Here is a 25958-nt window from a genome sequence, read left to right as displayed (position 1 = left end):
ATGTCGCCCCAGTGCGAGCCCCTTCCGCTTTTCTTGATCCAGCTCCGGCGGCTAGGCCCTCGAGGTCATAAGTCAAACCAACCAAAAAGGCAAAGGGCGCCTTTCCGGTTGGTTCGTCTTATGCTTGTCGGGCCTGAGCAAGCCGCCTCCGCTTTTCTTGTCACCACATTCTATAACCTTTAGATGCAGGTGGAGCGTTTTGGATCATGTCGATGAATGGGACGGTGTAGGCGACGAGTATGAGAGCGGCCAGGATGGTTAACCAGATCCGCCAGTTCTCGAGTGCCATCGGTGTCCTTTCGGCTGTATCAGCCGTTTCACCGACAGGGAATTCCTCCTCTCCCTTGGGAGCGAAGAATGCCAGATTGATAAAGATGTATAGAACGAGAATGATACCCATGAAAAGGATCGTGCCCCCGATCGCCTGTGCGATTTGGTAGGGGATCCAATCCATTGCCTGAGGTGCATCCCCATAAGTGGAATATGAAGACCTTCTTGGTGCACCCAGTAATCCAACTGCATGCATGGCGCCAGACATGATGCTCATTCCGACGGCCCATACAATCGCCTGCACGATGGCCAATTTGTTCATTGCTTTCGTTAGGACGCGTCCCGTCAGATGAGGGACTAGCCAATAAGCAATTCCAAAGAAGGTCAAGACGACAGATGTGGCCAGTGTTAAATGAAAGTGACCAGTGACCCAAATCGTATTATGGACCACCTGATTCATTTGATTGGATGCATTGATTAATCCGCCTGCTCCTGCAGGGATGAAAGCAACCATTCCGATGAACGGCACTGTAAAACGGGCGTCACCCCATGGAAGCTTCTTGAACCATCCGAATAATCCCGTAGCTCCTTTGCTTCTCCCGTACATTTCAAATGTTGCGAACAAAGAAAATGCTGTCATCAGGGAAGGGATGACGACCATGAACGTCAGGGTCACCTGCAGAAACTTCCAATAAGCATCAATGCCAGGCTCCACTAGTTGATGGTGAAATCCGACCGGTATCGAGAATAGAAGAAAAAGGATAAAGGAAAGTCGTGCCAATGAATCTGAAAAGATTTTTCCTCCGATGATTTTCGGAATGATCACATACCATGCCATATAAGCGGGCAGCAGCCAGAAATAGACGAGTGGGTGACCGAAATACCAGAACAAGGTACGGCTGACAAGGACATCGACCCTGTCCACCAGGCCAAGGGACCATGGAAGGAGCTGAAATAATACAGTCCCCGCAACCCCGATGGTGGCAACAATCCATAAGACGGTGTTGATGATGCTCATGAAAGTTAGCAAAGGACTCGGTTGTCCAGGATGTTCTTTTCTCCAGCTTATATATTTCATGATCATCCCTGCGCCGCCAAGCCAGCTCCCCACCACAACGAAGGTCAATCCTAAATAAAAGATCCAATGGGCCTTGAGGGGAGCATAAAATGTATAAAGGACCGTAGCTTCATTTAATAAAATCATGACTGCTGCCATGATCGTTCCAAGAAGCATGACCCAGAATCCCAGCCACCCCATGAAGCGGGATTTTCCAGAATAAGTTCCTGACGTGCGGGAAATGGCAGCATGCTGGAATCCGAGAATAAAGAATGTCGTCAGTACCAATCCGAGTAATACCCCGTGAACAGTCAATACTTGATAATACCCGATACTTGCAGGCAAAGTGAATCTGCCTGAACGGACCAAAACCTGTAACAGGCCGGCGAGTCCACCTAATGCCAGAGCAGCAAACCCTACGTAAATGTGAGCCATGGCCAGTGTAGCATCCTTTTTATCAATTCTTACAAATGGTTTCATCTAGTCCACCACCCTTAACATAGATTTCATCGTGTGATGACCGACACCACAGTATTCATTACAAACAATGAGAAATTCTCCAGCCTTGTCGAGTGTTGTAGTGTATTCACTGACAAATCCCGGTTCAAGCATCATATTGATATTGGTTCCTGCCACTTCAAACCCATGCACAACATCCTTGGTTGTAGCCGTGATTTTCAGTGTCGATCCTTTAGGGATTTCAATTTCCCCGGGGGTATAGAGAAAAGCGGAGGCCACAAATACCAATTCATAATCCCAAGCCTTTCCGTCCACTTTTTTAAGTCCGGGTTCGTTAAACGGAGCGATTTTGTCCACCTGCTCCGGATTGACGTATGCCTTTGCGCTTGGAGGCTGATGCCCCTGATGAAAAGCACTGATACCCAATATGATTAAAAATAAGATAAGAGACCCTGTTCCCAGTGTTAACCACCATTTCTCATATCGATGCATATGCATATAAATCACTCCTTAAATTAAAAACGATTCAGAAACAGTAAGAATACCCCAAGCCATGTGAGGATTAGAAACCCTCCCAAAAATAATACTGAAGTAAATGTACCTTTTAATGAGGTGGGTTCCTTGACTTTGACTTCCGTTTTTTGATGTAATTCCGGTTTTCCCATTCCACTCATTCCTTCCATTCATTATTCACTGAATTGATAGTTCAATCATAAGCGGGTACACCTCTTTGAATCTGTGATAAATGTCACACCTAAAGGGGTGGTTTGTGAAAAAAGTGTGAAATGATTAAAAATAGGCACTCTGGTGTGTTCATTCTTATGAAATCTTGCATAAGGTGTAGGAATGAAGAGGAAGGTGAAGATCAAATGGAAAAATATTATTGTAAACAATGCTGTCAAATCTTCTCTGATAAGATGATGTGCCCTCAATGCCGGATGCCGGTAGAAGCGAAGATACACATCGAGGTCCATCATCAGCAAGTGAAAAAAGATCACCAATGAGGCTTACTGTGCTAAAATAAAGAAGATTCAAATAACAGATAAGGCGGTGGGGAATTTGTTTGTTCCTTCATTTTCATTGAAAGGTAAATTGGCCGTTGTCACAGGTGCTGGCCGGGGAATTGGACGTGCCCTAAGTATTGGATTAGCGGAATCAGGATCCGATGTAGTCCTGTTGTCCAGAACCAGGGATGATTTGGAAGAAACGGCTGGTGTAATCGAGAAGCTTGGGAGGAAGGCTCATATCCTCCCGACAGATGTGACATCACGTGATGAAATAAACAAGGTGATCACCTACATAGAAGACCATGGCTTGTCCATCGATATCCTGATCAATAATGCAGGGATGAATATACGTTCGGAAGCGCTTTCGGTAACGGATGATGAATGGCAGAAAATCATGGATACGAACTTGAAATCAGCCTTTATGATGAGCCAGGAAGTGGGAAGGCATATGAAAGAGAGGGGGCGGGGGAAAATCATAAACATTGCCTCCGTCGCCGGCCACGTTGCCCTCAGAACCGGGGTCGTATATGCTTCCACGAAAGCAGCCATGATTCAAATGACGAAGGTATTAGCCATGGAATGGGGAAAACACAATATCAACGTTAACAGTATCGGTCCATGGTATTTCAAGACACCTTTAACAAAGGAACTTCTGCAAAATGAAGAGTATGTAAACGATATACTGGCAGTGACTCCTTTGAAAAGGATCGGTGAGCTCGAGGAATTGGTGGGCCCGGCGGTATTCCTTTCATCGGATGCCTCAAACTATATTACCGGACAAACCCTCTTTGTAGACGGAGGAATGACGATCAACGGTTTTTGATTCCAGGATAAAAGGCTGACCTTTCGCTGAAGGTCAGCCTTTTATCTATTTCCTATTCAATCATCAGTATCACTAAAAAATCACCAACATTTTCAATGGAAATCGGTAGTTTTAAGGCTTTGTCGAAGCCATACATCTTCGATTGCCCCACAATCACGGTCGGTGGCGTGATGTCGAGTGAATGACCGGCCTGTGCAAGGAGAGTAGCTAGATTCCCTGCAATCATATTCCCGAGCTCACCCGCGAATGACTCAAGCATTTCACCTTCAAGGGGCATTCCGAACACGGATGCTCCCAAACCTTGAAAGCTCTCTTCTTCTCCATCAATGATCATTCTTCCTCTTACGTCACCCGTGAACCCGATGAGCACACCGATCTTATGCTGACTGAAGGGCTCTGTCAGCAATGAGGGTTTTAAAACAGTAACACTCAAAGGGATGACTCCTTTAATCGCTTCTACTGAACTATTAAGTATATCGGTGACACTTTTAGTTAAAATCATGTCGTATCCTCCAGTATTTTGTCACTATAATCATACCATACGGACTGGGATTAAAGGATGATATTTTCGTCCTCTTTTCATACTAAAGAACTATTTGTAGAGAGATGTTTTAAACAAAAATAACGCTCCATACATGATTTTTATCTTGGTGGAAAAGCTATCCTTATATGGAAGTGTAAGGAGTGGTCGTGCATGCCGAAAATACTCTCAGTGGAAACTGAGGTTCCGCCAGTTAAAATCACACAAAATGAAGCCGCTGAATTTGCAAAGCAACTGTTTTCTACAAGTTTTAAAGATATAGGACGCCTCATAAATGTATTTCAAAACGGTGAAATAGAAAGCCGTTATTTCGTAAAGGACCTGGAGTGGTTTTCCAGGGAGCATACCTTTCAGGAAAAGAACGATGAATTCATCCACCATGCCGTAGAATTGGGGAGTAAAGTGGTCCATAAGAGCCTTTCCCGACATAGGCTCTCAATGGGAGATATCGATGCCATCATCACCATATCAACATCAGGTCTATCAACCCCGAGTCTGGAAGCCCGGATCATGAACAGGCTCCCATTTTCTCCCCATATCAAACGAATTCCGATATGGGGTTTGGGATGTGCAGGGGGGGCGTCGGGGTTATCAAGGGCGTATGAGTATTGCTTGGCCTTTCCAAAGGCAAATGTTCTTGTTCTTTCGATCGAACTTTGCTCATTGACCTTTCAACACGGAGATCGATCAAAGAGCAATTTGATCGGGACTTCCCTTTTCGCTGATGGTGTGGCATGTGCCCTTGTCTGCGGGGATGACAGCCCGGCAATAGAAGGCGTCCGGCATCCTTTGCCAAGGATCTTTGCCACTCAGTCGACGCTGCTCCAGGATTCATTGGATGTCATGGGATGGGAAGTGAAGGAAAATGGATTATATGTTGTATTTTCCAAGGACATTCCCACATTGGTGAAAAATTGGCTGCGTCCGAATGTAGAGGGATTCATTGAAGCGAACGGGATCGGACTCCGGGATATTAAGCATTTTGTGGCCCACCCAGGTGGAAAGAAAGTGATTGAGGCTTACATGGATGCTTTAGGAATGGATGAAAGGATGACAACTGAATCAATGAGGGTATTGAAGGAATATGGCAACATGTCCTCTGTCACGATTCTTTATGTCCTCAAAGAATTTATGGAAAAAGGCTGTGAACGGGGAGATATTGGTCTTGGCACTGCTTTGGGACCTGGGTTCAGTTCGGAGCTTTTGTTGATGAGGTGGGAATGATGCTGTATTTTGTATTGTTTTTCTCGGTACTGATGATTCAAAGGCTGGTGGAACTGTATATTGCAAGATCGAATGAAAAGTGGATGAAGGAGCGGGGCGCCAAAGAATACGGACAGGCTCATTATAAGCTGATGGTCGGCATCCATGTTGCATTTTTCATTTCCCTCGTCATAGAGGGGGGGTTCTATCACTCAGGTGTCAATCACTATTGGCCGTTTTTGCTTGGCGGTTTTATCCTGACTCAGCTCGGGAGGATCTGGTCGATCGCTTCGCTTGGGAGGTATTGGAACACTAAGATCATTGTCCTCCCCGAGGCTAAGGTCATAGCCAAAGGTCCCTATAAACATTTGAAGCATCCGAACTATTTGATTGTAACCCTTGAGTTCCTGATTGTTCCATTGCTTTTTCAAGCCTATTGGACACTTTTCATCTTTGCATTATTAAATCAATTCATTCTTTCTATCCGAATCCCTCTCGAGGAACATGCCCTGAAGGAGGAGACGGAGTATGAGAAGGTCCATCTCAACACGAAGGGATGGATTCCCCTATTCAAAAAAGAAAAATGATTTTCTTATTGAAAATGATTATCAACTTTGATAAGATTCTAATTGAAGATGAAAATTATTCTCAAGTACAAGTATTTTTACAAAAGGGTGGGGACAAGAATGGTATGGTTTTTGATATTGTTTACTGTAGTAGCGTATGGCTTCACGATGAAGTATGTATTATCTAATGTAATGAAGAATCCGTCACAGCGGAAGAACATATCTTCATACCAGTCGAACTCGAAATCTTTTGTTCACTCAAACTTAATCGCAACCGAAACAACACGATAAACTGGGCCTTCTTCTTCGGAAGAGGCTTTTTTTGTCCTTGTTTGTAAAAGTGACAGCTATTATACTTGGACCGTTCCTTTCCGCTTCAGGCACTTGCTTTCCTCGGGGAGGAAGTCAAGCCTCCTCGGGCTTTGCCCTGCGGGGTCTTGACTTTTCCTCTATTTCCCGAAGGAGTCAAGTGCCTTCCGCTTCAATCCACTCTGTGCTTCTATACAGGAGTCACGCCGTTCCACTCCCCACCTAAATGAGATAGCGTGACAGAGCTTACCAGTGAAAAAACGAATAAAACAGCATTTCAATTTACTATTCAAACTGAAATTGACCGCTCCACACATAGAAAATGATGTTTTCTAGAGGTGTACAGAGGTAGATTAATCCTCCAATTACAATAAAGTTGATTGTAGCGGAAGGTGCACGACTCCTGCGGGAAACTACGAAAAGCGGAGGCGGCTTGCTCAGCCCCGACAAGCATAAGCTGAATGGGCCGGGAAGGTGTTTTTTGCCTTCTTGGATCATTTAGCTTATGACCTCGAGGGGCTAGCCGCCGGAGCTGGACAAGGGTAGGACACCACTTGAAGCCGAGGAGGCTCACCGCCAGCCCCGCGGAAAGCGAGCACCTGAAGCGGAAATCAACCATTACTCGCTACCTTACCAAGCAACAAAGTTTACGAATAAAGCCTTTTAGAAACATGATTCCATATTGTCTTTTCCCCTCATCCAATCCTTCGCATATACTGTTATCAATCTCAGATCACTCTTTCCGGTAGGATTTCATAGAGAATTTGATTCAAATACGATAAAATAAAAACGTTATCATTCTTCTTAAGTGCAGAAAGGAATTAGATTAGACTATGAGTCAGATTGAACATAAGAGTACACATTTACATAATACGTTAAATCAGCTTACGGCTTACTACGACATCTTCCTCCAGAACGGGGATGGGGAGAGGGCTTCCAAGGTTGAACGGCTTGCAGAAAAGTTGAACAACCATGAATTGATCCTTGCTTTTTGCGGCCATTTTTCCGCCGGGAAGTCCACGATGATCAACCGGTTGATGGGTGAAGACATCCTGCCATCCAGTCCGATTCCAACCAGTGCGAATCTGGTGAAGGTGCATCATGCCCAAACCGACTTTGCAAAGATTCATTATCATCAGTCCCAGCCCCTCTATTTTAAGGCACCGTATGATTTTGAGACCATTAAGGATTTTTGTAAAAACGGGGAAGACGTATACTCTGTAGAAATCGGACGGAAGAGAAGTGACGTGCCTGAAGGGGTTTCCGTTTTGGATACTCCGGGAGTTGACAGTACGGACGATGCCCACAGGCTGTCTACGGAATCGGCGATTCACCTTGCCGACGCAGTTTTCTATGTAATGGATTATAACCATGTCCAATCACAGGTGAATTTTGAGTTCACCAAGGAAATGGTGCGTCATGGTGTCAAATTGTATCTGATTGTGAACCAGATCGATAAGCATCAGGAGGAAGAATTATCTTTCAGTGAGTTCCAGGAAAGCGTCAAGAATTCATTCGCCTCTTGGGGGGTAGTACCCGATGGCACGTTTTTTACAAGTTTAAGAAATCCCGCCCATCCTTACAATGACCTTGAAAAATTGAAGGCACTGATTGATGGCCAGGTCAAACAGAAGGATGAACTGATTGAAGACTCGGCAGTCTCGGCTATTTCCCAATTGCGAACTGAACATGAGAAATGGTATGAGGAAGAACTTGAAAAACTCGGGGATAGAGCCCTGGATTTCCTGACAGACGAAGAATGGGAGAAGAAAGACTCCATCCTTCTAAAAGAAAGAAAGCTCGTCGATACACTGGCAAAAAATAATGTCGCATCTATAAAAGATCAATTCGAAGTAGAGCGAAGGGAAATCCTCAAGAATGCCTATTTAATGCCATTCGAAACAAGGGAATTAGCAAAGGATTTCCTGGAAAGCAGGCAACAGGACTTCAAAGTCGGCTTCTTGTTCTCCAAGCAAAAGACAGAAGAAGAAAAAGCATTGAGACTTCAAAGGTTCAAAGAGGATATCAACTCACGGATCGAATCTCAACTCGAATGGCACTTAAAGACGCTTGGTAAAAACATCGTGAAAGAATATATCCCTTCATCTGATCAGCGGGTGGAATGGGACCGATTGAACCTTGAAGTGGACGATCATTTCCTTGTCGATTTAATTAAACAAGGGGCAGGAGTCTCGAGTGATTATATTCTCCAATACTGTGATGATCTTTCTGAGGCTTTGAAAAGAAAAGCAAGAAATGAAACGAACGGGTTGATCGAAGGACTGATAACCGAAATTGAAAACTCATCGCCCGAAGAGAAAGCTGGCATGGAAGAAGAACTGGCAGAGCTTCAGAAAAAAACAGGCATCATTTATCAATGGAATTCACTCAATGAAGAGAAGGACGCTCAAATCAGAAGATTGAGGAAAGCGGAAGTTGATCCAACACGTGCGGAGACGATTATGTCAGAATGGACCGTGAAATGGAAAGAGAGAGAAGAAACCTATACACTTGCTTCCGATGTGGTTCTGGATCGTAAAGAGGACTCGGGACAAGAACGCGACATAAATCAATCCCCGGACATCAAGGAGCAGCTCTCGTCAAAAGACGAAGCGATTCAACGGTTAGAAACGATGGCGAATGTGTTCAGGAATTACAATGGGTTTACCAAGATGGCACATCTATTGGACGGAAAGAGAGAGCGCCTCTCGAATCAATCCTTTACCATCGCATTATTCGGTGCATTCAGTGCAGGGAAATCATCTTTTGCCAATGCCCTGTTAGGAAGAAAAGTACTACCGGTGAGCCCGAACCCTACCACCGCCTCCATCAACAGGATCAATCCTGTATCGGAAGAGTGTGAGCATGAAACGGCCCATGTACACATCAAAACCGGGGAACAGCTCATGGCAGACATCAATCATTCCCTTTCGTTTTTCAATCGCAATGCATCTTCCCTGGACGAAGCCGCGGAAATGATACCAGATTTATCGACTGAAGGAAGCGGGAAAGAAAATGTACATCTTTCTTTCCTTCAAGCCTTTCTGACAGGGTATCCTTCATTTAAGGAAACCCTCGGCAGCAGGAGGAAGGTCGATCTAGAAGAATATAAAGGATATGTAGCCGATGAGACGAAAGCTTGCTTTGTGGAGTCCATCGATCTCTATTTCGATTGTGAGATAACAAGACAGGGGATCACCCTCGTCGATACACCGGGTGCTGACTCCATCAATGCCCGCCATACCGGTGTTGCTTTCGAATATATCAAGAATGCCGATGCGATTCTTTTTGTGACCTATTATAATCATGCATTTGCAAAGGCAGACAGAGAATTCCTCATTCAATTGGGCCGAGTGAAAGACACTTTCGAATTGGATAAAATGTTCTTTGTCGTCAATGCCATCGACCTCGCAAGTGATGAAAAAGAAAAAAATGAAGTCATTGATTATGTGGAAGACCAATTGATTCAATATGGAATCCGTTTTCCAAGGATTTTCGGAGTATCATCTCTTCAGGCACTTAAAGAATCCGCATCACTTCAATCCGGGATGGATGCTTTCAAGAAGGAATTCCAAACCTTCATCCAGAATGAATTAGTGAGCATGAGTATCGAATCAGCACTTGGCGAGTGGGAGAGAGGGCTGAAGCGTTTTCAACAATATCTCCACTCCGCTTCAAGTGAAAAGACGTATAAACAATCAAGGAAGAGGGAGCTTCTGGAGCGGAAGTCCGAGGTTGAATCCATCATTGATGGCATATCCAGGGAGCCCCTAACAGTGGAGATGCTGCAGGAGTCCAAGGAGCTCGTGCACTATGTAAAACAAAGAGTATTTTTCAGGGTGCCGGACTTCTATAAGGAAGCATTTCATTCCGGGTTATTTCTTCAATATCCATCTCACTCCCAGGCCATCCGTGAAGGGTTAAAGGAATTTTTATCAAGTATCGGGTTTGATCTGGCTCAGGAAATGCGGGCAACCTCCCTGCGGATTCAGCAGTTCATTCAGAAGCAGCTCCGAGATCAATGGGTTGCCCTGGAAGAGAAGATCCAGCGGGTGGAACAAGATCTGGTCCTGTCCCCAATGGATTATAAAAATGAAACGAGCATCGAATTTGAGAGTGCTTTTAACCAAAAGGAACTGCGACCATTCGAAGACGCTTTCTCCACATTCAAGAATCCAAAGCAATTCTTTGAAAAAGGCGGAAAGAAAGTGGTGCAGGAAAAATTGGAAGCCTTGCTTCAAGAACCTGCAGACCGTTACTTGACAAAGGAACGGTCAAGGCTGGACACCTGGGGACAATCCTATTTGGAAGAGGAATTCAAGTTGCTCAAAGAAGAGCTTCTAAGTCAGGTGACCGATCAAATTACATCCTATCTTGAAGCACTCGAGACCGTCCAGGACCTGGATCAGCTGAAACGGGATTTAATACGTCTCGAGCAGGCTTAACGAAAAGAAGGAGGACATCCATAGTGAATCCTTATCATTGCTGTGCTACCTGTATTCACATAGAAGGGGTGAAGAAAGAGCAGAAGACCTCCTATTATTGTTCAAGACTAGGCTATGAGACCAAAACGACCTATCAGTTTTCTTGTTGGGAACCGAAGGAAGAAGTGCGGAGATTGATGAAGAAGAGGGGGATGAAACCATGAGAGTGCTGGTAGATGCTGAGTGGCTTAAAGAACATATGGACGATGGGGATGTAAGAATCATCGATTGTCGTTTTTCATTAGGGAATCCAGCAGAAGGCCGGGAAAGATACAATGAAAGCCATATTCCCGGTGCCGTCTTTTTTGATCTTGAAAAGGATTTATCCGGTTATGCGAAGAAGCACGGGGGACGACACCCCCTACCGAATATGAAGAATTTCCTGAGGAAAGTGGAGGATGCAGGGATCGATAATCAAACAACCATCGTGGTCTATGATGAGAAGGAAGGGGCCTTTGCGGGCAGATGCTGGTGGTTATTCCATTATATCGGTCATGAAAATGTCTTTATCCTCAATGGTGGATTTGCCGCGTGGAAGGAAGGTTCTAAAAAGACGGAATCCTCCGTTCCCCATTATCCTGCAACAAATTATCATCCGAACGTTAATGATGGCATCTTGGCCACTTTGAATGAAATACGGGGCATTGCAGATGGAGATAGGATGATCCAGTTGATCGATTCCAGGAGCAGGGAACGGTTTTCTGGTCGGGAAGAGCCGATCGACCGTATTCCGGGCCATATTCCAGGCGCGATCAACCTTCCATGGACGGAAGGGATGAATGAAGGGTATTTCCTTGGATCCGATGAGCAGAATGAACGTTTCTCGAAGCTTAAAAAAGATGAGCCCGTCATTGTCTATTGTGGATCTGGTGTAACGGCAACCCCAAATTTCATTGCTCTTAAAGAAGCCGGATTTACTGATGTGAAGCTATATGTAGGAAGCTATAGCGATTGGGTTTCGTACGAAGAACACAGGGTGGAGAAAGAATAATGCCGAGTAGCTAATTGGAAGAGATACATCACTTTTCCAATTAGCTATTTGTGCTGATATGTTATACTTTAAAAGGTATGTACGAAACGACGGGGTTAGGAGTGGATGACTTGGAAAATAAAAATGAGCATTTATTATTAATAGATGGAATGGCTTTATTATTTCGATCTTTCTTTGCAACGGCTGTAACGGGCCAATTCATGATGAACTCAAAAGGCCTCCCGACCAATGGGGTCCAGGGGTTCATGAAACACCTGCTGATGGCTGCGGATCATGTGAAGCCTACACACATCATTGTATGCTGGGATATGGGAAGCCAGACTTTCCGTAACGAAGTGTTCAATGACTATAAATCGAATCGGAATGCACCCCCTGTTGAACTGATCCCTCAGTTCGACCTTGCAAAAGAAGTGGCTGAAGGATTCAATCTTTCCAATGTGGGCGTAGTGGGTTATGAAGCAGACGATTGTATCGGGACACTGGCAAAGCTCCATCGATCCGAGCGTAAAGTCTCCGTTCTAAGTGGAGACCAGGATCTCCTGCAGCTTCTTGATGACAACATTGACATCATGCTCCTGAAAAAAGGCTTTGGGAATTATCAGACCTATACGAAAGACCTCTTTGTGGAAGAAAGGGGCATCACCCCGGAACAGTTCATTGATGTGAAAGCACTCATGGGAGATACTAGTGACGGATATCCAGGAGTAAAAGGGATCGGGGAGAAAACAGCCATGAAACTGATTCAACAGTATCAGGATATTTCCGGTATCCTTGCCAATCTGCAAGAACTGACTCCTTCACAACGAAAGAAGATTGAGGAAGACCTTGATATGCTGCATGTTTCAAGGAAACTGGCTGAAATTCATTGTGAAGTACCTCTTTCAGTGTCGGTTGAAGAAGCCAGGTGGGAGCATGTATCACATGATACACTAACGCTTGTGGACGAATTAGAGCTTAAAGTTCTTAGAAGGTTTTTAGTAGGTTCGAATGTGCTTTCGGCTTCAAGCTAAATATGATAAGAGTGTCAGGACATAAGCCTGACACTTTTTTATTGAGGTTTATTTTTTATTCGTTTTTTTAGCTGCATTCTCTAATGCGCTTTTCGGTTCGATCGCAAATTCAGCATCCTGTGAAATGCCTTGGGGGTTAACACTTTTAGCGCTTTTCCCTTTATTTTTATTGTTTCCTTTAGTCATTAAAAGACCCTCCTTTTGTGTGATCTTTACTATTTTGTCTTGGTTGCCTACAAATATCCCATGTACAGAGAATTTTAGGACACACTACGAATAAGGGAGGTGTTAGGGTGAATAAAGGAATCATTACCGCACTGATCAGTATTGCGTTTGCCCAAGGATTGAAGATTCCACTGCACTTTTTGAAAAAGAAGGAGTGGAAGCCTGAACTGTTTTTTCAGACAGGGGGAATGCCGAGCTCCCATAGTGCCGGAGTCGCATCTTTGACGACATTCATTGCGTTAAAAAGAGGGGTAAGAACGATTGATTTCGCTCTTTCCTTCATCTTTGGTCTGATCGTCATGTACGATGCCCAGGGAATTCGCCGCCAAACCGGTGAATTGACTCTTAAAGTAAATAGTCTCGATGAGCTTGTCAGGAAGGCTCATGAAAAGGAAACCGTTGAATTCGAAGAGAAGAAACCTAAGAGACTGAAGGAAATGCTTGGGCACCAGCCACAGGAAGTGGTGGGCGGTGCATTACTTGGTTCCCTTCTTGGCTTCGTTGCCTTCTTGTTTTCCAAAAAGGATAGGCAAAAGAAAAGATTTTCTGTAAGATAAGAGATGACAAAGTGGCGATAAGGTGAGGAGAAACGTGAAAAAGACAACAGAAGAATTTCTCATAGATCTGGAAAACAAAGGCTTTAAATTTCAGGAAGATGCGATAGGCTTCATCTATTTCGGCAAAAAATACACAGACGCCCCGGATGAACTGGTCAATAGTGCCATTGAAATTACGTTAAAAGCACAGAAACAATTTGACAGCAGCTTCTATATGTCCATATTAGAAAGACTCCATTCCCAGAAAATCCCTTCCAGAAAGGAAGCTTTAAGGTGGATGGAGAAACAGGGATTGGCATAAGCCAGGGACCATCAGAATGGGATTGTAACCTTTCTGATGGTCTTTTTAGTAAGTGATTGTATAGCGCTTGTGTCATTTTATAAGGGCAAAATCACATGGACTGGATCCCTTTAGTTCAGGTGGATGGCTTTACGGGCCAGCTCATCCGCTGCTTTATTTTCTTTGCTTGGGATCCATTTGACAAAGAAAAGGTTCATTTGCTTCGTCAAGCTCAATATGTCTCCGAGCAATAATTTATATTGCGCATTACGTACAAACTCTTTCTCAATCGCATGGACGACAGCTTGAGAATCACTTTTCAACCATACGGTATCTGTCTTCTTCTCCAAGCAGATTTCTAGTGCTTTTTTGCAGGCGAGGAATTCAGCTTCATGATTGTCCATGATCCCTAAAGGAATCGAATGTTTTTCTACTTCACCGTTGTATTTGATAAATATACCGGCTCCACTTGGTCCGGGGTTCCCGGCACTTGCACCATCAATATATACTTCTAACAATCGTATTCACCTCATACACATTCAGAATATAAATATAGTAGCATATTAAGAGGGAGGAGGGAGAATGCTTCATGGCATTTCACTCCATATCCTCTATATACATAGCAAAAGCCGGGTGAAAATGCCTACACCCGGCTTCGGTCATCCCATATTCTTTGGGAATCGTTTTGCAATATAGCCAAACGGGGTATCCATAAGGGAAATCATCCATTTGAGAAGGTAGGTAGTAACGAAAATCTCGAACCAAACGTGCATCGGATATTCACCAAGGAAGGCAATGCTTGTGAAGACAAGGGTATCCAATAGTTGACTCACCATCGTACTCCCGTTATTGCGGATCCAAAATTGGCCATCTGTCGGGAACTTCTTCTTGAGATACGTAAAGATATACACGTCCGTAAATTGGCTTACTAGATATGCGGCAAGGCTGCCAAGTGCAATCCGCGGGATGATGCCAAAGATCGTCGCAAGGGATTCCTGGGCGAAATCGTCAGGATGTGGTTGAAATAAGAGCGCCAGTTGCATAATAATAGTCATGACGATCAACGTGAAGAATCCAAGCCAAACCGCTTTCTGTGCATCTTTTTTACCATACTTTTCGTTCAGGATATCCGTCACCAGAAAGGCGGTACCATACATGGCATTCCCGAGTGTCGCCGTCAGACCGAAGATTTCAATCGTCTTGACGACCTGAAGGTTTGCAAGTATGGTCGAAATCCCTATCCAAACAAAGAGTCCGGTTCGTCCGAACATTCGATACATGACAAGTAAACATGAGAATGTGATGAGTACGAAAACCAGGCCAAACCATATATTAAACATAATAAGTCCTCCTATCGTTCATAAGTGAATGAAACAATAGTCCTCATTATACAAAGAAAAATGATTTTGAACAATAAAATGAAGAAAAGGGAGTGAAAGAAGAATGAAAATGAAAATTAAATTTAAATATAAAAGCAAAACTGCATCAGATATATGGTTTGAATCCGGGTTTTTCCAGCGGAAAGAAACATTGATCCATGTAGATGATCTGATGAAAACGGGAAGGGTCATTGATCTTGAAATCATTGATGAAATGGGAAACTCTTGGACAAGGAAAGAATACATCAAATTGAATCAGGAGTTAGAGAAGGAACCCGAAAACATCGTTGTGTTCTTTGATGGCGGGTTTGATAAGGAAACGAACTATGCGGGTGCCGGTATCGTCATCTATTATGAAAAAGGCGGGGAATCTTTTCGGATCAGAAAAAATGCACTTCTCGAGGAAATTGAAAACAATAATGAAGCTGAATACGCGGCATTGCATATAGCTATCGGGCTGCTTGAAGAAATCGGGGTTAAAAATGTGCCTTGTACGATTAGAGGAGATTCTCAGGTGGCATTGAAGCAGCTGGGGGGAGAGTGGCCTTGTTATGAAGAGGGGTTGAGCAGATGGCTTGATCGAATTGAAGGATCGATCCAAAAGCTTGGGCTGAAACCCAATCTGATTGTCCTGAACAGGAAAGACAACAAAGAAGCCGATAAGCTTGCCAACCAGGCACTTCAAGGCATTAAGGTACACAGTAATAAACGATTAGAATAATTCTGCTGTGTATTATATACTCTATTAATACAATGATTTGCTGTGGGTGAAAAAATCTAGGAGTGATCTCATGAATCGAAAAGAAGTGGTGGATAAAGTGGATGAGCTTATAGACACCTACTGTAACGACTGCTTACTGAAAGCACACTTTCGCAAAGAGTATGGCAAAACGTATGCTCACCGCTTTTGTATAGAGCAATGCACCATCGGGGAACAAATTCGTCAATACGGAGAATATTTGAATAAAAACGACGCCTATCAAAAATAAAGGGCAGCCAATTTAGGGGCTGCCCTTCATCATGTTGATCTATTGTTTTGTACGATTATAATTTGACTACGTTTGCAGCTTGTGGTCCGCGATTTCCTTCAACAACATCGAAAGAAACTTCTTGACCTTCTTCTAATGATTTGAATCCTTCACCTTGAATCGCTGAGAAGTGAACGAATACGTCGTCTCCACCTTCAACTTCGATGAATCCAAAACCTTTTTCATTGTTGAACCATTTTACTTTACCATTTTGCATGTTAGAATCCTCCTAAATCGTTCAAGCACGGTTGTGCCTCTGGAAAATAGTTTTCACGAAATGAATGATGTTTATGGCTTATATGATAAGCATAAACATCGGTCACTTCAATGATGTCTTAACTATACAATATGACGTTTTTCGAGTCAACATTCGTCCGATTTAGAAAGGAAACAGTTGACTGTGCAGAGATAACGGTGAAGTAGTGAATTATTTGGCTTCCGGGGTCCGGGTTGTATTCATCCTGTAGTTATAGTAAACTTTTAATGATATTTATGGGAATTTGGAGGGTAAAAAAATGCCTACACCAAGTATGGAAGATTATATAGAACAGATTTACATGTTAATTGAGAACAAAGGTTACGCCAGAGTTTCGGATATAGCAGAAGCTTTATCTGTCCACCCCTCCTCAGTTACCAAAATGGTTCAGAAACTTGATAAGGATGATTATCTCATTTATGAGAAATACCGAGGTCTTGTTCTTACTCCAAAGGGAAATAAGGTAGGAAAGCGTTTAGTTTACAGACACGAGCTGTTGGAACAATTCCTTCGTGTCATTGGAGTGAAGGAAGAACATATTTATGAAGATGTGGAAGGAATCGAACATCATTTAAGCTGGGATTCCATCGATCGCATCGGGGATCTCGTACAATTCTTCGAGGAAGAAAAGAGCCGGGTAGAAGGACTGCGAACGATTCAAAATCGCAGTGAATAATGAATATATCCATTTAAAAGCCGCAAAAACATAAGAAAAGGGTAAAGGACTTTCATTTAAATGAAAGTCCTTTTTGGATGGAGGATGCGGGAATCAAAATATAGAAGGGTAGTCGTTAAAAGTTCCATCTTCGACTGACAGACTGGTTAACTCAGATTCTCCCCATTCATTCTCATTGAGTGTGACACCTTGAAGTAAACCTTCGGATGCTTCCAATACGGCTTTCCGGTAGGAAATGATGCGGCCGGAAGAGGTTTGGAAGCTTATAATATCTCCATGATAATTCCGTTGCACCTTGGAGATTTCTTCCATATCTATCACCTTTTCTGTTCAGACTTTACCATTAGTATGAACAAATGAGAAAGAAATCATAATGTGAACGGCAGGATAATTTTAAGTTTACATAATAATATTATGTTGACGTTTGGATTCATTATGCCTTCATGCAGGAATTAAGACGATGAACTGAGAATATAGAACAATATAGAAAAAATATTGAGGTGTACATATGAAAAGTTCAGAATGGCATACAAGCGCCAAAACCCGTTGGGAAGATAATGCCGACCATTGGCATTCAAAAAGCGTTGAAATGTGGACAACTGGAAGCAGAAAAGCCGTCATCCCTTTCTTTCATGATCACGCAGGGAAAGCAAGAAACGTTGCGGATTTAGGGTGTGGCGACGGATACGGATCTTATCTGTTGTATGAAAAAGGATACTGGGTCACAGGGATGGATTTCTCAAGGAATATGATGGAACTTGCCATGGAGCAGGAAAGGGAAAATCTGTCTTTCATACAAGGTGATCTGAATTCCCTTCCGTTCAAGGATGGGCAATTTGATGCTGTAATGGCGATCAATTCGGTAGAATGGACGGAAGATCCTTTGCACACATTGAATGAGATCGAACGGATCGTGGGTGAGGCTGGATTTATTTGCATCGGCTTATTGGGACCGACTGCTCATCCAAGGGAAAATGCCTATCCCCGTCTCCAAGGTAAAGAGGTCATCTGTAATACCATGATGCCGTGGGAATTGGAAAAGCTTGCCCAAGATAAAGGATGGAAAAAGGTCGGTGAAGACTATATCTATAAAAAAGGCGTGAAACCGACGCACATAGACGATCTCTCCAATGAATTAAAGCAGGCTTTGACGTTCACGACATTATTTATGTTTCAAAAATAAAACATGATCGATTCTCGTCCCGGGAGTCGATCATGTTTTACTATCCGCCATCATTCCCGTCAGGAGAGAAGCTTGAAGAGCAAAAGTGTTCATTTATAGTGTAAAATAAAGATACAATAGGAATAGACAAGCCACGGTTACTTTAAAAATGAAGCTAAGAGGGTGAACTTCCATGACTACTATAAAGAAAAAAGTATTATCGGATATCGAGATAGCTCAACAATCCACTTTACTGCCGATTGTGGACATTGCTAAGAAGATCGGCCTGACAGAAGATGACGTGGAGCTTTACGGCAAGTACAAAGGAAAGATATCCTTTGAATCGATACATAAACTGAAAGACCATTCACAGGGGAAATTAATCCTCGTAACATCGATCAATCCAACGCCTGCAGGTGAAGGGAAGTCTACAGTGACTGTGGGACTAGGGGATGCTTTGAATCGATTGAATAAAGAGACCATCATTGCCATGAGGGAGCCTTCCCTCGGGCCAACGATGGGGATCAAAGGGGGAGCGACAGGTGGCGGCTATTCACAAGTGCTTCCCATGGAGGACATCAACCTCCACTTCACAGGGGATATCCATGCCATTTCCACAGCGAATAATGCCCTGGCTGCCTTAGTGGATAATCATATTCATCAAGGTAATGAATTGAATATCGATCAAAGAAGAGTGGTATGGAAACGATCGATCGATATGAATGACCGTTCCCTTCGCCAGATCATCGTCGGTCTGGGCGGACCCGTACAGGGGGTTCCACGGGAAGACGGCTTTGATATCTCTGTTGCGTCTGAAATCATGGCCGTTCTCTGTCTATCTCAGAGTATCGGAGAATTAAGAAAAAGACTCGGTCAGATGGTTGTCGCCTATAACTGGTTAAAACAACCGGTGACCGTTGAGGATATTGGTGTAGAAGGGGCTCTGACGTTATTGTTGAAGGATGCACTAAAGCCTAACCTCGTCCAGACGATCGAGCATTCCCCGGCTCTTATCCACGGAGGACCGTTTGCCAATATAGCACACGGCTGTAATAGTGTCATGGCAACGAAAACAGCTTTGAAGCTTGCTGATTATGTGGTGACAGAATCCGGGTTCGGTGCAGATTTAGGGGCGGAAAAATTCCTGAATATCAAGTCCCGTGCTGCAGGTAAATCTCCAGATGCCGTTGTACTGGTTGCCACCATCCGTGCGTTGAAAATGCATGGTGGCCAGTCGAAAGAGGACCTTCAAACAGAAAACCTACCGGCCCTGGAAAAAGGATTGACCAATCTGAAGAAGCATATGGAGACACTGGAGCATTTCAATGTGCCATTTGTCATTGCCATCAACAAGTTCAGAGCAGACAGTGACAATGAAATCGATGCCTTGATCAAGTGGTGTGAAAACCAGAATAAAAAGGTTTCATTAACGGATGTATGGGCTAAAGGCGGAGAAGGTGGTATCGATTTAGCACAGAAAGTCTTAGAGGAGATCGAAGGGAATAAGAAGGAATTCTCCCCCCTATATGAACTGTCAGATTCCCTGCAGGTGAAAATCGATACTATAGCCAAAAAAGTATACGGGGCAAGTGGAGTCGAGTACACAGTCAAAGCGAGAAAACAGTTGGAAGAGTTCGAATCACGAGGCTGGGGCATTCTTCCGATCTGTATGGCCAAGACGCAGTACTCCCTCTCAGATGACCCGGCAAAACTCGGCCGTCCGGAGAATTTCACCATCACGATACGCGAATTGAAACCAAAGATCGGTGCAGGCTTCATCGTTGCTTTGACGGGAGAAGTCATGACGATGCCGGGACTTCCGAAAAAACCTGCTGCGTTCGGGATGGATGTAGATGAAGACGGCAGGGCGATCGGATTGTTTTAACAATGAAGAATGGAAAGGAGGGCGAAGATGTTTGACCCTACAGCATTTGATAACTTAAAGGTGATCTTTGAAGGAGCAGTCTACGATCTTGACTTGACAGGGGATATTCAGATACTTGATCGGAAGGATTTGTTTGATTTTGCTCATTATGAGCGGTGTTATCAAATCCAGTATTCACTCCCATACGAAAAATCGCTTTCAATCGAGTTTCATTTGAAGGCGGATATGGGGCATTTCCTGGCAGAAAGAAAGATGATGACCGAAAAGAATACGGCTGGAGCGGACATTCTCATCGTCTATAAAGGTGATGAAAAACTTCATCGTCATATGGAGATTCTGGAAGAAGCCTGGGGGAAGGATAAACATTGGGAGTGGCAAGAAGTGAAGTCCTCCATTAAACCGATCTCATATAAAGGGATTTTAACCTTCAACCGGGTGATTACGGAGGAAATGGTCGATGATGTGTTACAGATGATATCGTTCTCTGTAGATACACTGAAACAACTGAAGGGAAAGGACTTCTAGTCCTAAGTTGAGCTCATATAAATAGAAAAAAGGGGAATTTTTCATGAGAATAGCATGGGTAACGGATAGTACTGCATTTGTTCCAAATCAATCGGAGAGTGGGGAAAACGACATCTATGTAGTTCCGATGAGCATCCTGTTCGGGGAGAAGGAGTATATGGACGGCATTGACCTGTCCCCTGAAGAATTGTTCTCTAAATTAAGGAACGAAAAGGTGGAAGTGAAAACCTCTCAGCCTTCAATCGGCAGGTTTAAGGAATTATTTGAACAACTGTCAAGGGACTATGACTATATCTTCTCCATCCATGTTTCGTCTCATTTCAGCGGTACCTTTTCGTCTGCTTATCAGGCAGCGGAACTACTGAAGGACACCACTCCAAATATTAGCTGCATTGATTCGAAAATTCTTTCCAACCCGTTGACAGAATTGATTCAGTACGGTAAACGTTTATCGGAGGAAGGTAAAGATCCCCTTGGGATAAAAGAGGCGATTGAAGAAAGAATCAACTCTTGTGAGACGTATGTGATGGTAGGGAGCCTCGAGCAGCTGCATAAAAGCGGAAGGATGGGCGGCCTATCATTCTTCCTGGGGAGCGTCCTGAAGATAAAGCCCATGCTTTCCATTGAAGATGGTAAGCTTAAAGTGGAAGACAAGGTAAGAAGCATAAAAAAAGGCTTAAGCAGCATGAGCCACCAGTTGGATCTAGCTCTTGCAAATAGGAGAATAGGGAAAGTATCTGTATTACACGGTTTAAATCGGGAAGATGCTTTGGAATGGATGGAACAGCTGAGGCAAGCTTATCCGGAAATAGAATTCGGGGCCTATCCCCTCGGGGCAGTGATCGGTGTACATGCTGGTGAAAACACAATTGGTATAAGCTGGTTTTCAGAAAGTAAATGAAAAAATCAAAGAAGGAGTGATGTGTAGAGTCGGGCATCCACTCCTTTTTATTCTGAAAGTAGAACATCATTTGGTACAATGGAAGAGAAGGTGGAAATGTGGAGCGTAAAGAGCTGGACAGAGTAATAGACTATTTAAAACAAGAGTACATAGGTGAATCAACCGGACATGATTGGTATCATTTAGATCGTGTGAGAAAACAGGCTCTTAGAATCGCGAGGGAAGAGCAGGTTTCCCATACATATATCATTGAGCTTGCGGCACTGCTTCATGATGTGCCGGACGAGAAATTCGTAGGTGAAGAAGAAGGAAAAAAGAAGCTGGATGATATCCTAATGAATCTCACACTCAATGAAGAAGACATGACGTTACTGAAATCGATCATTTATTCCATCTCATATAAAGGTGGTCATGAAGCGGAATTGACTGCGATCGAAGCGAAAATCGTCAGGGACGCCGATCGCCTTGATGCCATCGGGGCGATCGGCATCGCCAGGACATTTGCTTATGGGGGCAGGAAAGGCAGAGAGATGTATAATCCGGGTTTTCAAGTGAGGGAACATATGACCGTAGAGGAATATAGAAATGGGGATAGCTCCAGCATCCATCATTTTCACGAGAAATTACTGAAGTTGAAAGATTTAATGTGTACAGAAACCGGCAGGATTTTGGCAGAAGAACGCCATGAATTCATGCTTAGGTTTCTAGAGCAATTCAATAAAGAATGGACTGGTCAAGAATGAGAATGTTAACAGCTGAGAATCTTTCCAAAACATATGGGGAGAAGACTCTGTTTAAAGAAATATCCTTTTCCATTACGGAGAAGGAAAGAGTCGGACTGATCGGAGTGAACGGTACAGGGAAATCAAGTCTGTTGAAACTGATAGCCGGAATGGAGGATTATGATACCGGTGAGATTTCAAAGCCAAACGACTATCATATTGCCTACCTTCAACAGGAACCCGCATTTGATGGGGAATTAACCGTGCTTCAACAAGTATTCAGCGGAGAAGCGAAGATCATCCAGGCTATGAGAAACTATGAAACGGTGCTCATGGTGATGGAGAAGAACCCGGAAAGTCCAAGTGTCCAAGATCAATTATTTGAAGCACAAAAACAAATGGATCTTCTCAATGCCTGGGATGCAAGTGCCAATGCAAAAGCCATCTTAACGAAACTCGGCATCCATGATTTCGGGAAGAAAATGAATGAATTATCCGGTGGCCAAAAGAAGCGGGTTGCCCTGGCAGGGGTCCTCATTGAAACTCCGGACCTGCTTATATTGGATGAACCGACCAACCATTTGGATTACCAGTCCATCAAGTGGCTGGAGGACTATTTGGGGAAATATAATGGATCGGTTTTACTCGTTACACATGACCGGTACTTCCTTGATAAAGTGACAAATCGAATCTTTGAATTGGATGGAGGCAGCCTCTATGCCTATAAAGGGAATTATGCTTCCTTTATTGAAGCCAAAGCTTCACGTGAAGAAGTGGAACGCCAATTATCCGAAAAACAGCAAAATCTTTACCGGAGAGAGCTTGCATGGATGAGAAGGGGAGCAAAAGCCCGGACCACGAAACAAAAGGCCCGTATCCAGCGATTTGAACACCTCGAAGATACCATGTCATCCGGTCCGTCCAATGGACAAGTCGATATGGCGATTGGAGGAAATCGTTTAGGCAAGCAGGTGTATGAGTTCAAAGGCGCTTCAAAACAATTTGAAGACAAGCGGATTTTAAATGAATTCTCTTTTCTGATCAAGCCTAAAGACCGGATCGGGATAGTAGGAAAAAACGGAAGCGGAAAATCAACCTTCCTCAATCTCCTTGCAGGAACCGATGAGCTGACAAAAGGAGAATTGATCAAAGGACAGACCGTTAAGATCGCCTACTATACCCAGGGTCATGAAGAACTGGATGAAAATATGAGAATGATTGAATATATAAGAGAAGCGGGAGAGTATATAACGACAGATAAGGGGGAACAAGTTTCCGTTACATCCATGCTCGAGAGATTCCTTTTTCCAATGAGCACCCATGGAACGTTGATCCGCAAGCTGTCTGGCGGTGAAAAACGAAGGCTCTTCCTGTTAAAACTATTAATGTCAAAACCCAACGTCCTGCTACTGGATGAGCCTACCAACGATTTAGACACAGAAACCCTGACAGTGCTTGAAGATTATATCAATGAATTTTCCGGTGTCGTAATCACGGTTTCCCATGACCGCTACTTCCTGGATAAGACAGCAGATCAGTTGTTAATATTCAATGGTGATGGACAGATCGATTTCTATTACGGGGAATATACTGAGTATCTGGAGAAGAGTGAAGCTGTAAATAAGAAGCAGCCGACAGATTCAACGAAAGAATCCGTCCCTGTTAAAGAAGTGAGGGAGAAAGAGAAAAAAAGGCTCTCTTATATGGAAAAAAGAGAGTGGGATGAAATTGAAGATAAGATGGCAGGCATTGAAGCAAAAATAGAAGAAGCGGATGCCGAGCTCCAAAAAGTCGGCAGCAACTTCGAGCGGGCACAAGAGTTGATGAAGGAAAGCGAACAGCTCAACGAAGAACTGGAAAGACTCATTGAGAGGTGGACCTATCTCTCTGAATTTGCCGAGTAAGTCTCTTTCTTTAAGGCAACAAGGATACTGTGTTAAGATGGAAACGAACAGTTTAAAGAAAGGGGTAACAGTCTTGAGGATTTTATCAATTGAACCTACTCCAAGTCCGAATACGATGAAAGTTCTTCTCAATCAGGAAATGAAGGCCGGGAAGAGCAACAACTATAAAAAAGATGAAGCGGAGGGGGCTCCTCCCGTCATCAAAGAGATCCTGGCCATCGAAGGTGTGAAAGGGGTATACCATGTTGCCGATTTCCTGGCCGTCGAACGGAATGCTAAATTCGATTGGCAAGAGCTTTTGCCACAGGTGAGAAAGGCTTTCGGTGAAGATGCAGCCGATGAGAAAACGGAATCCCCCATGGAGGAACATTTCGGTGAAGTGAATGTCAGTGTGCAGATGTTCAAAGGAATTCCGATGCAAGTAAAGGTGACAGATGGGGAACAAGAAAAGCGTTTTTCCCTGCCTTCTTCATTCATTGAAGCGATCGGTCAGGCCCAAAAAGAGGGGGATAATGTCGTCCTTCTTAGAAAGTGGAAAGATTACGGCATCCGGTACGGTGATCTGGATGAGATCGGCAGCGACGTGAGTGAAGAATTAGTGGCAGCCTATCCTTCTGAAAGACTTTCCGGTCTTATCGCGGAAGCAGAGGAAACAACAGATGCCAAGGGACCACTCATTTATAAGAAAAAGCAAAAGGTGACCGTCGAAGATTTTGAAGCTCCGGAATGGGAAACCAGGTATCAGAAACTGGATGCGATGGAGGATCCTACATTGGGGGACTTACCTCTCCTTCAAAAAGCCCTCGAGGACGAGAAAGTATCGATCCGCAGATTAGCCGTTGTGTACCTTGGAATGATTGAAGATGAAAGAGTCCTTCCATTGCTGTACAAAGGATTGCATGATAGGTCCGTAACAGTGAGAAGGACGGCGGGTGACTGTCTTTCTGATTTGGGCTTTCAAGCGGCCATTCCTGAAATGGTTGCAGCTTTGAAGGATAAGAGTAAACTGGTTAGATGGCGCGCGGCCATGTTCCTTTATGAAGTCGGTGATGAATCTGCCCTCCCTGGTTTAAAAGAGGCGGAAAACGACCCTGAATTTGAAGTGAAACTTCAGGTGAAAATGGCCATTGAACGAATCGAAGGCGGCGAAGAGGCAAAAGGATCGGTTTGGAAACAGATGACAGAAGCACGTCACCAATAAACAGGAAAGGGTTGATTATGCATGTCTATGGCATATGAAGAATATATGAGACAGTTGGTTACGCCGATGAGGCAGGAATTGACACAAGCAGGCTTTAAAGAGCTTGGTACAGAAGAAGAAGTCGAGAATTACATGGAAAACACAGAAGGAACGACCCTTGTCGTCGTTAACTCTGTTTGCGGATGTGCAGCTGGACTTGCACGTCCCGCTGCCACTCAATCCGTCATGAATAACGAAAAGACCCCTGACCAACTTGTCACGGTATTTGCAGGACAGGACAAAGAAGCGACTGCCAAGATGAGAGAATACTTCGACGGTTACGAACCTTCTTCTCCGTCCATGGCTCTACTAAAAGGAAAAAAGGTCGTGCACTTTATCCCCAGGGAAGAAATTGAAGATCACGACATTTCTTCCATTATTTCAAATCTGGTGACTGCATTTAACGAAAACTGTTAACAGACCATCAAAAAAGAGGTTGGGACATAACTAGGTCCATTTTCTCAAAAGACGAACAAAGTAGGATCACTTGTTACACCG

At 43.8% G+C, this 25958-nt stretch carries 29 protein-coding genes; 21 read left to right on the top strand and 8 right to left on the bottom strand.

Annotation, left to right across the window (positions count from 1 at the left end; genetic code table 11):
* Window positions 1-160 precede the first annotated feature (160 nt).
* Together BVI01S_RS08170 and BVI01S_RS08165 are read right to left on the bottom strand one after the other, a co-directional pair.
* Window positions 161-1807: a b(o/a)3-type cytochrome-c oxidase subunit 1 gene (locus BVI01S_RS08170; RefSeq protein WP_061809851.1), complete on the bottom strand. Its 1647-nt coding sequence runs from the start codon at window positions 1805-1807 to the stop codon at window positions 161-163.
* Window positions 1808-2284: a cytochrome c oxidase subunit II gene (locus tag BVI01S_RS08165; protein ID WP_034758488.1), complete on the bottom strand. Its 477-nt coding sequence runs from the start codon at window positions 2282-2284 to the stop codon at window positions 1808-1810. It abuts the gene before it with no gap.
* Between the two features lie 371 nt (window positions 2285-2655).
* On the opposite strand from BVI01S_RS08165, the gene BVI01S_RS23120 reads away from it, so the two are divergent.
* Together BVI01S_RS23120 and BVI01S_RS08150 are read left to right on the top strand one after the other, a co-directional pair.
* Window positions 2656-2790, top strand: a complete 135-nt coding sequence (locus BVI01S_RS23120; RefSeq protein ID WP_269146688.1) for a hypothetical protein — start codon at window positions 2656-2658, stop codon at window positions 2788-2790.
* 55 nt (window positions 2791-2845) lie between these two features.
* Entirely contained in the window at window positions 2846-3616 is a 771-nt protein-coding gene (locus BVI01S_RS08150; RefSeq protein WP_034758496.1) for an SDR family NAD(P)-dependent oxidoreductase, read from the top strand.
* Window positions 3617-3668: 52 nt separating this feature from the next.
* Here BVI01S_RS08150 and BVI01S_RS08145 read toward each other — a convergent pair whose 3' ends face one another.
* Window positions 3669-4118 carry a chemotaxis protein CheX gene (locus BVI01S_RS08145; RefSeq protein ID WP_034758509.1) on the bottom strand — a complete coding sequence of 150 codons (450 nt, stop codon included), beginning with the start codon at window positions 4116-4118 and terminating at the stop codon, window positions 3669-3671.
* Window positions 4119-4310: 192 nt separating this feature from the next.
* On the opposite strand from BVI01S_RS08145, the gene BVI01S_RS08140 reads away from it, so the two are divergent.
* From BVI01S_RS08140 to BVI01S_RS08110, 6 genes are all read left to right on the top strand, one after another.
* Window positions 4311-5381: a type III polyketide synthase gene (locus BVI01S_RS08140; RefSeq protein WP_034758512.1), complete on the top strand. Its 1071-nt coding sequence runs from the start codon at window positions 4311-4313 to the stop codon at window positions 5379-5381.
* 2 nt (window positions 5382-5383) lie between these two features.
* Window positions 5384-5947 (top strand): isoprenylcysteine carboxyl methyltransferase family protein, encoded by a 564-nt coding sequence (locus tag BVI01S_RS08135; protein ID WP_034760608.1) that lies wholly within the window; start codon window positions 5384-5386, stop codon window positions 5945-5947.
* A 1121-nt stretch (window positions 5948-7068) separates the two neighbouring features.
* Window positions 7069-10680: a dynamin family protein gene (locus BVI01S_RS08125; RefSeq protein WP_061809850.1), complete on the top strand. Its 3612-nt coding sequence runs from the start codon at window positions 7069-7071 to the stop codon at window positions 10678-10680.
* 23 nt (window positions 10681-10703) lie between these two features.
* Window positions 10704-10883, top strand: coding sequence for a hypothetical protein (locus BVI01S_RS08120; RefSeq protein WP_034758519.1), 180 nt, complete (start codon window positions 10704-10706; stop codon window positions 10881-10883).
* Entirely contained in the window at window positions 10880-11710 is an 831-nt protein-coding gene (locus tag BVI01S_RS08115; protein WP_321177493.1) for a sulfurtransferase, read from the top strand. Before BVI01S_RS08120 ends, BVI01S_RS08115 begins: the two co-directional genes overlap by 4 nt.
* A gap of 77 nt (window positions 11711-11787) precedes the next feature.
* On the top strand, window positions 11788-12720 hold the full coding sequence (locus BVI01S_RS08110; protein ID WP_051758239.1) for a 5'-3' exonuclease: 933 nt from the start codon (window positions 11788-11790) through the stop codon (window positions 12718-12720).
* A 48-nt stretch (window positions 12721-12768) separates the two neighbouring features.
* Here the strand turns inward: BVI01S_RS08110 and BVI01S_RS08105 are convergent, their stop codons facing one another.
* On the bottom strand, window positions 12769-12906 hold the full coding sequence (locus BVI01S_RS08105; RefSeq protein ID WP_034758524.1) for a hypothetical protein: 138 nt from the start codon (window positions 12904-12906) through the stop codon (window positions 12769-12771).
* Window positions 12907-13013: 107 nt separating this feature from the next.
* On the opposite strand from BVI01S_RS08105, the gene BVI01S_RS08100 reads away from it, so the two are divergent.
* Window positions 13014-13502, top strand: a complete 489-nt coding sequence (locus BVI01S_RS08100; protein ID WP_034758527.1) for a divergent PAP2 family protein — start codon at window positions 13014-13016, stop codon at window positions 13500-13502.
* 34 nt (window positions 13503-13536) lie between these two features.
* Window positions 13537-13803: a DUF6123 family protein gene (locus BVI01S_RS08095; protein WP_034758529.1), complete on the top strand. Its 267-nt coding sequence runs from the start codon at window positions 13537-13539 to the stop codon at window positions 13801-13803.
* Between the two features lie 110 nt (window positions 13804-13913).
* Here BVI01S_RS08095 and BVI01S_RS08090 read toward each other — a convergent pair whose 3' ends face one another.
* Both BVI01S_RS08090 and BVI01S_RS08085 read right to left on the bottom strand, forming a co-directional pair.
* Window positions 13914-14300 carry a reverse transcriptase-like protein gene (locus tag BVI01S_RS08090; protein ID WP_034758532.1) on the bottom strand — a complete coding sequence of 129 codons (387 nt, stop codon included), beginning with the start codon at window positions 14298-14300 and terminating at the stop codon, window positions 13914-13916.
* A gap of 141 nt (window positions 14301-14441) precedes the next feature.
* Complete coding sequence (locus BVI01S_RS08085; protein ID WP_034758535.1) at window positions 14442-15122, bottom strand: queuosine precursor transporter; 681 nt, start codon at window positions 15120-15122, stop codon at window positions 14442-14444.
* Between the two features lie 103 nt (window positions 15123-15225).
* Here BVI01S_RS08085 and BVI01S_RS08080 point away from each other — a divergent pair, with 103 nt between their 5' ends.
* Complete coding sequence (locus BVI01S_RS08080; RefSeq protein ID WP_061809849.1) at window positions 15226-15882, top strand: reverse transcriptase-like protein; 657 nt, start codon at window positions 15226-15228, stop codon at window positions 15880-15882.
* 70 nt (window positions 15883-15952) lie between these two features.
* Window positions 15953-16150 carry a zinc-finger domain-containing protein gene (locus BVI01S_RS08075; RefSeq protein WP_034758540.1) on the top strand — a complete coding sequence of 66 codons (198 nt, stop codon included), beginning with the start codon at window positions 15953-15955 and terminating at the stop codon, window positions 16148-16150.
* A 55-nt stretch (window positions 16151-16205) separates the two neighbouring features.
* Here BVI01S_RS08075 and cspD read toward each other — a convergent pair whose 3' ends face one another.
* Complete coding sequence (cspD, locus tag BVI01S_RS08070; protein ID WP_034758543.1) at window positions 16206-16406, bottom strand: cold-shock protein CspD; 201 nt, start codon at window positions 16404-16406, stop codon at window positions 16206-16208.
* 298 nt (window positions 16407-16704) lie between these two features.
* Between cspD and mntR the strand changes: the two genes are divergently transcribed.
* Window positions 16705-17121 (top strand): transcriptional regulator MntR, encoded by a 417-nt coding sequence (gene mntR, locus BVI01S_RS08065; protein WP_034758545.1) that lies wholly within the window; start codon window positions 16705-16707, stop codon window positions 17119-17121.
* Between the two features lie 93 nt (window positions 17122-17214).
* Here the strand turns inward: mntR and BVI01S_RS08060 are convergent, their stop codons facing one another.
* Window positions 17215-17433, bottom strand: coding sequence for a DUF3892 domain-containing protein (locus BVI01S_RS08060; protein WP_051758240.1), 219 nt, complete (start codon window positions 17431-17433; stop codon window positions 17215-17217).
* 196 nt (window positions 17434-17629) lie between these two features.
* Between BVI01S_RS08060 and BVI01S_RS08055 the strand changes: the two genes are divergently transcribed.
* From BVI01S_RS08055 to BVI01S_RS08020, 8 genes are all read left to right on the top strand, one after another.
* Window positions 17630-18304 carry a class I SAM-dependent methyltransferase gene (locus BVI01S_RS08055; protein ID WP_061809848.1) on the top strand — a complete coding sequence of 225 codons (675 nt, stop codon included), beginning with the start codon at window positions 17630-17632 and terminating at the stop codon, window positions 18302-18304.
* A 172-nt stretch (window positions 18305-18476) separates the two neighbouring features.
* The gene (locus BVI01S_RS08050) at window positions 18477-20168 is read left to right on the top strand and encodes a formate--tetrahydrofolate ligase (RefSeq protein WP_061809847.1); all 1692 of its coding nucleotides are present in this window, start codon (window positions 18477-18479) and stop codon (window positions 20166-20168) included.
* 27 nt (window positions 20169-20195) lie between these two features.
* Window positions 20196-20693, top strand: coding sequence for a hypothetical protein (locus BVI01S_RS08045; protein WP_061809846.1), 498 nt, complete (start codon window positions 20196-20198; stop codon window positions 20691-20693).
* Window positions 20694-20736: 43 nt separating this feature from the next.
* Window positions 20737-21594 (top strand): DegV family protein, encoded by an 858-nt coding sequence (locus BVI01S_RS08040; protein ID WP_034758557.1) that lies wholly within the window; start codon window positions 20737-20739, stop codon window positions 21592-21594.
* Between the two features lie 98 nt (window positions 21595-21692).
* A complete protein-coding gene (locus BVI01S_RS08035; RefSeq protein WP_061809845.1) occupies window positions 21693-22337 on the top strand; it encodes an HD domain-containing protein in 645 nt (214 codons plus the stop codon).
* Window positions 22334-24220, top strand: coding sequence for an ABC-F family ATP-binding cassette domain-containing protein (locus BVI01S_RS08030; protein ID WP_061809844.1), 1887 nt, complete (start codon window positions 22334-22336; stop codon window positions 24218-24220). The genes BVI01S_RS08035 and BVI01S_RS08030 overlap by 4 nt, the downstream gene beginning before the upstream one ends.
* A 73-nt stretch (window positions 24221-24293) precedes the next feature.
* Window positions 24294-25421 carry a conserved virulence factor C family protein gene (locus tag BVI01S_RS08025; protein WP_061809874.1) on the top strand — a complete coding sequence of 376 codons (1128 nt, stop codon included), beginning with the start codon at window positions 24294-24296 and terminating at the stop codon, window positions 25419-25421.
* A gap of 21 nt (window positions 25422-25442) precedes the next feature.
* Complete coding sequence (locus BVI01S_RS08020) at window positions 25443-25877, top strand: BrxA/BrxB family bacilliredoxin (protein ID WP_034758566.1); 435 nt, start codon at window positions 25443-25445, stop codon at window positions 25875-25877.
* The last annotated feature ends 81 nt before the right edge of the window (window positions 25878-25958 follow it).

The organism is Rossellomorea vietnamensis NBRC 101237, from assembly GCF_001591825.1.
Lineage (GTDB): Bacteria > Bacillota > Bacilli > Bacillales > Bacillaceae_B > Rossellomorea > Rossellomorea vietnamensis.
Note: the sequence above shows the minus strand (reverse complement) of the source record. Positions and strands in the feature narration are given on the sequence as shown.

Coding starts and splice junctions, on each gene's coding strand:
- BVI01S_RS08170 (WP_061809851.1), bottom strand. CDS start 1,807: ATGAAACCATTTGTAAGAATTGATAAAAAGGATGCTACACTGGCCATG.
- BVI01S_RS08165 (WP_034758488.1), bottom strand. CDS start 2,284: ATGCATATGCATCGATATGAGAAATGGTGGTTAACACTGGGAACAGGG.
- BVI01S_RS23120 (WP_269146688.1), top strand. CDS start 2,656: ATGGAAAAATATTATTGTAAACAATGCTGTCAAATCTTCTCTGATAAG.
- BVI01S_RS08145 (WP_034758509.1), bottom strand. CDS start 4,118: ATGATTTTAACTAAAAGTGTCACCGATATACTTAATAGTTCAGTAGAA.
- BVI01S_RS08140 (WP_034758512.1), top strand. CDS start 4,311: ATGCCGAAAATACTCTCAGTGGAAACTGAGGTTCCGCCAGTTAAAATC.
- BVI01S_RS08125 (WP_061809850.1), top strand. CDS start 7,069: ATGAGTCAGATTGAACATAAGAGTACACATTTACATAATACGTTAAAT.
- BVI01S_RS08115 (WP_321177493.1), top strand. CDS start 10,880: ATGAGAGTGCTGGTAGATGCTGAGTGGCTTAAAGAACATATGGACGAT.
- BVI01S_RS08110 (WP_051758239.1), top strand. CDS start 11,788: ATGTACGAAACGACGGGGTTAGGAGTGGATGACTTGGAAAATAAAAAT.
- BVI01S_RS08105 (WP_034758524.1), bottom strand. CDS start 12,906: ATGACTAAAGGAAACAATAAAAATAAAGGGAAAAGCGCTAAAAGTGTT.
- BVI01S_RS08085 (WP_034758535.1), bottom strand. CDS start 15,122: ATGTTTAATATATGGTTTGGCCTGGTTTTCGTACTCATCACATTCTCA.
- BVI01S_RS08080 (WP_061809849.1), top strand. CDS start 15,226: ATGAAAATGAAAATTAAATTTAAATATAAAAGCAAAACTGCATCAGAT.
- BVI01S_RS08075 (WP_034758540.1), top strand. CDS start 15,953: ATGAATCGAAAAGAAGTGGTGGATAAAGTGGATGAGCTTATAGACACC.
- cspD (WP_034758543.1), bottom strand. CDS start 16,406: ATGCAAAATGGTAAAGTAAAATGGTTCAACAATGAAAAAGGTTTTGGA.
- mntR (WP_034758545.1), top strand. CDS start 16,705: ATGCCTACACCAAGTATGGAAGATTATATAGAACAGATTTACATGTTA.
- BVI01S_RS08060 (WP_051758240.1), bottom strand. CDS start 17,433: ATGGAAGAAATCTCCAAGGTGCAACGGAATTATCATGGAGATATTATA.
- BVI01S_RS08055 (WP_061809848.1), top strand. CDS start 17,630: ATGAAAAGTTCAGAATGGCATACAAGCGCCAAAACCCGTTGGGAAGAT.
- BVI01S_RS08050 (WP_061809847.1), top strand. CDS start 18,477: ATGACTACTATAAAGAAAAAAGTATTATCGGATATCGAGATAGCTCAA.
- BVI01S_RS08045 (WP_061809846.1), top strand. CDS start 20,196: ATGTTTGACCCTACAGCATTTGATAACTTAAAGGTGATCTTTGAAGGA.
- BVI01S_RS08040 (WP_034758557.1), top strand. CDS start 20,737: ATGAGAATAGCATGGGTAACGGATAGTACTGCATTTGTTCCAAATCAA.
- BVI01S_RS08030 (WP_061809844.1), top strand. CDS start 22,334: ATGAGAATGTTAACAGCTGAGAATCTTTCCAAAACATATGGGGAGAAG.
- BVI01S_RS08020 (WP_034758566.1), top strand. CDS start 25,443: ATGTCTATGGCATATGAAGAATATATGAGACAGTTGGTTACGCCGATG.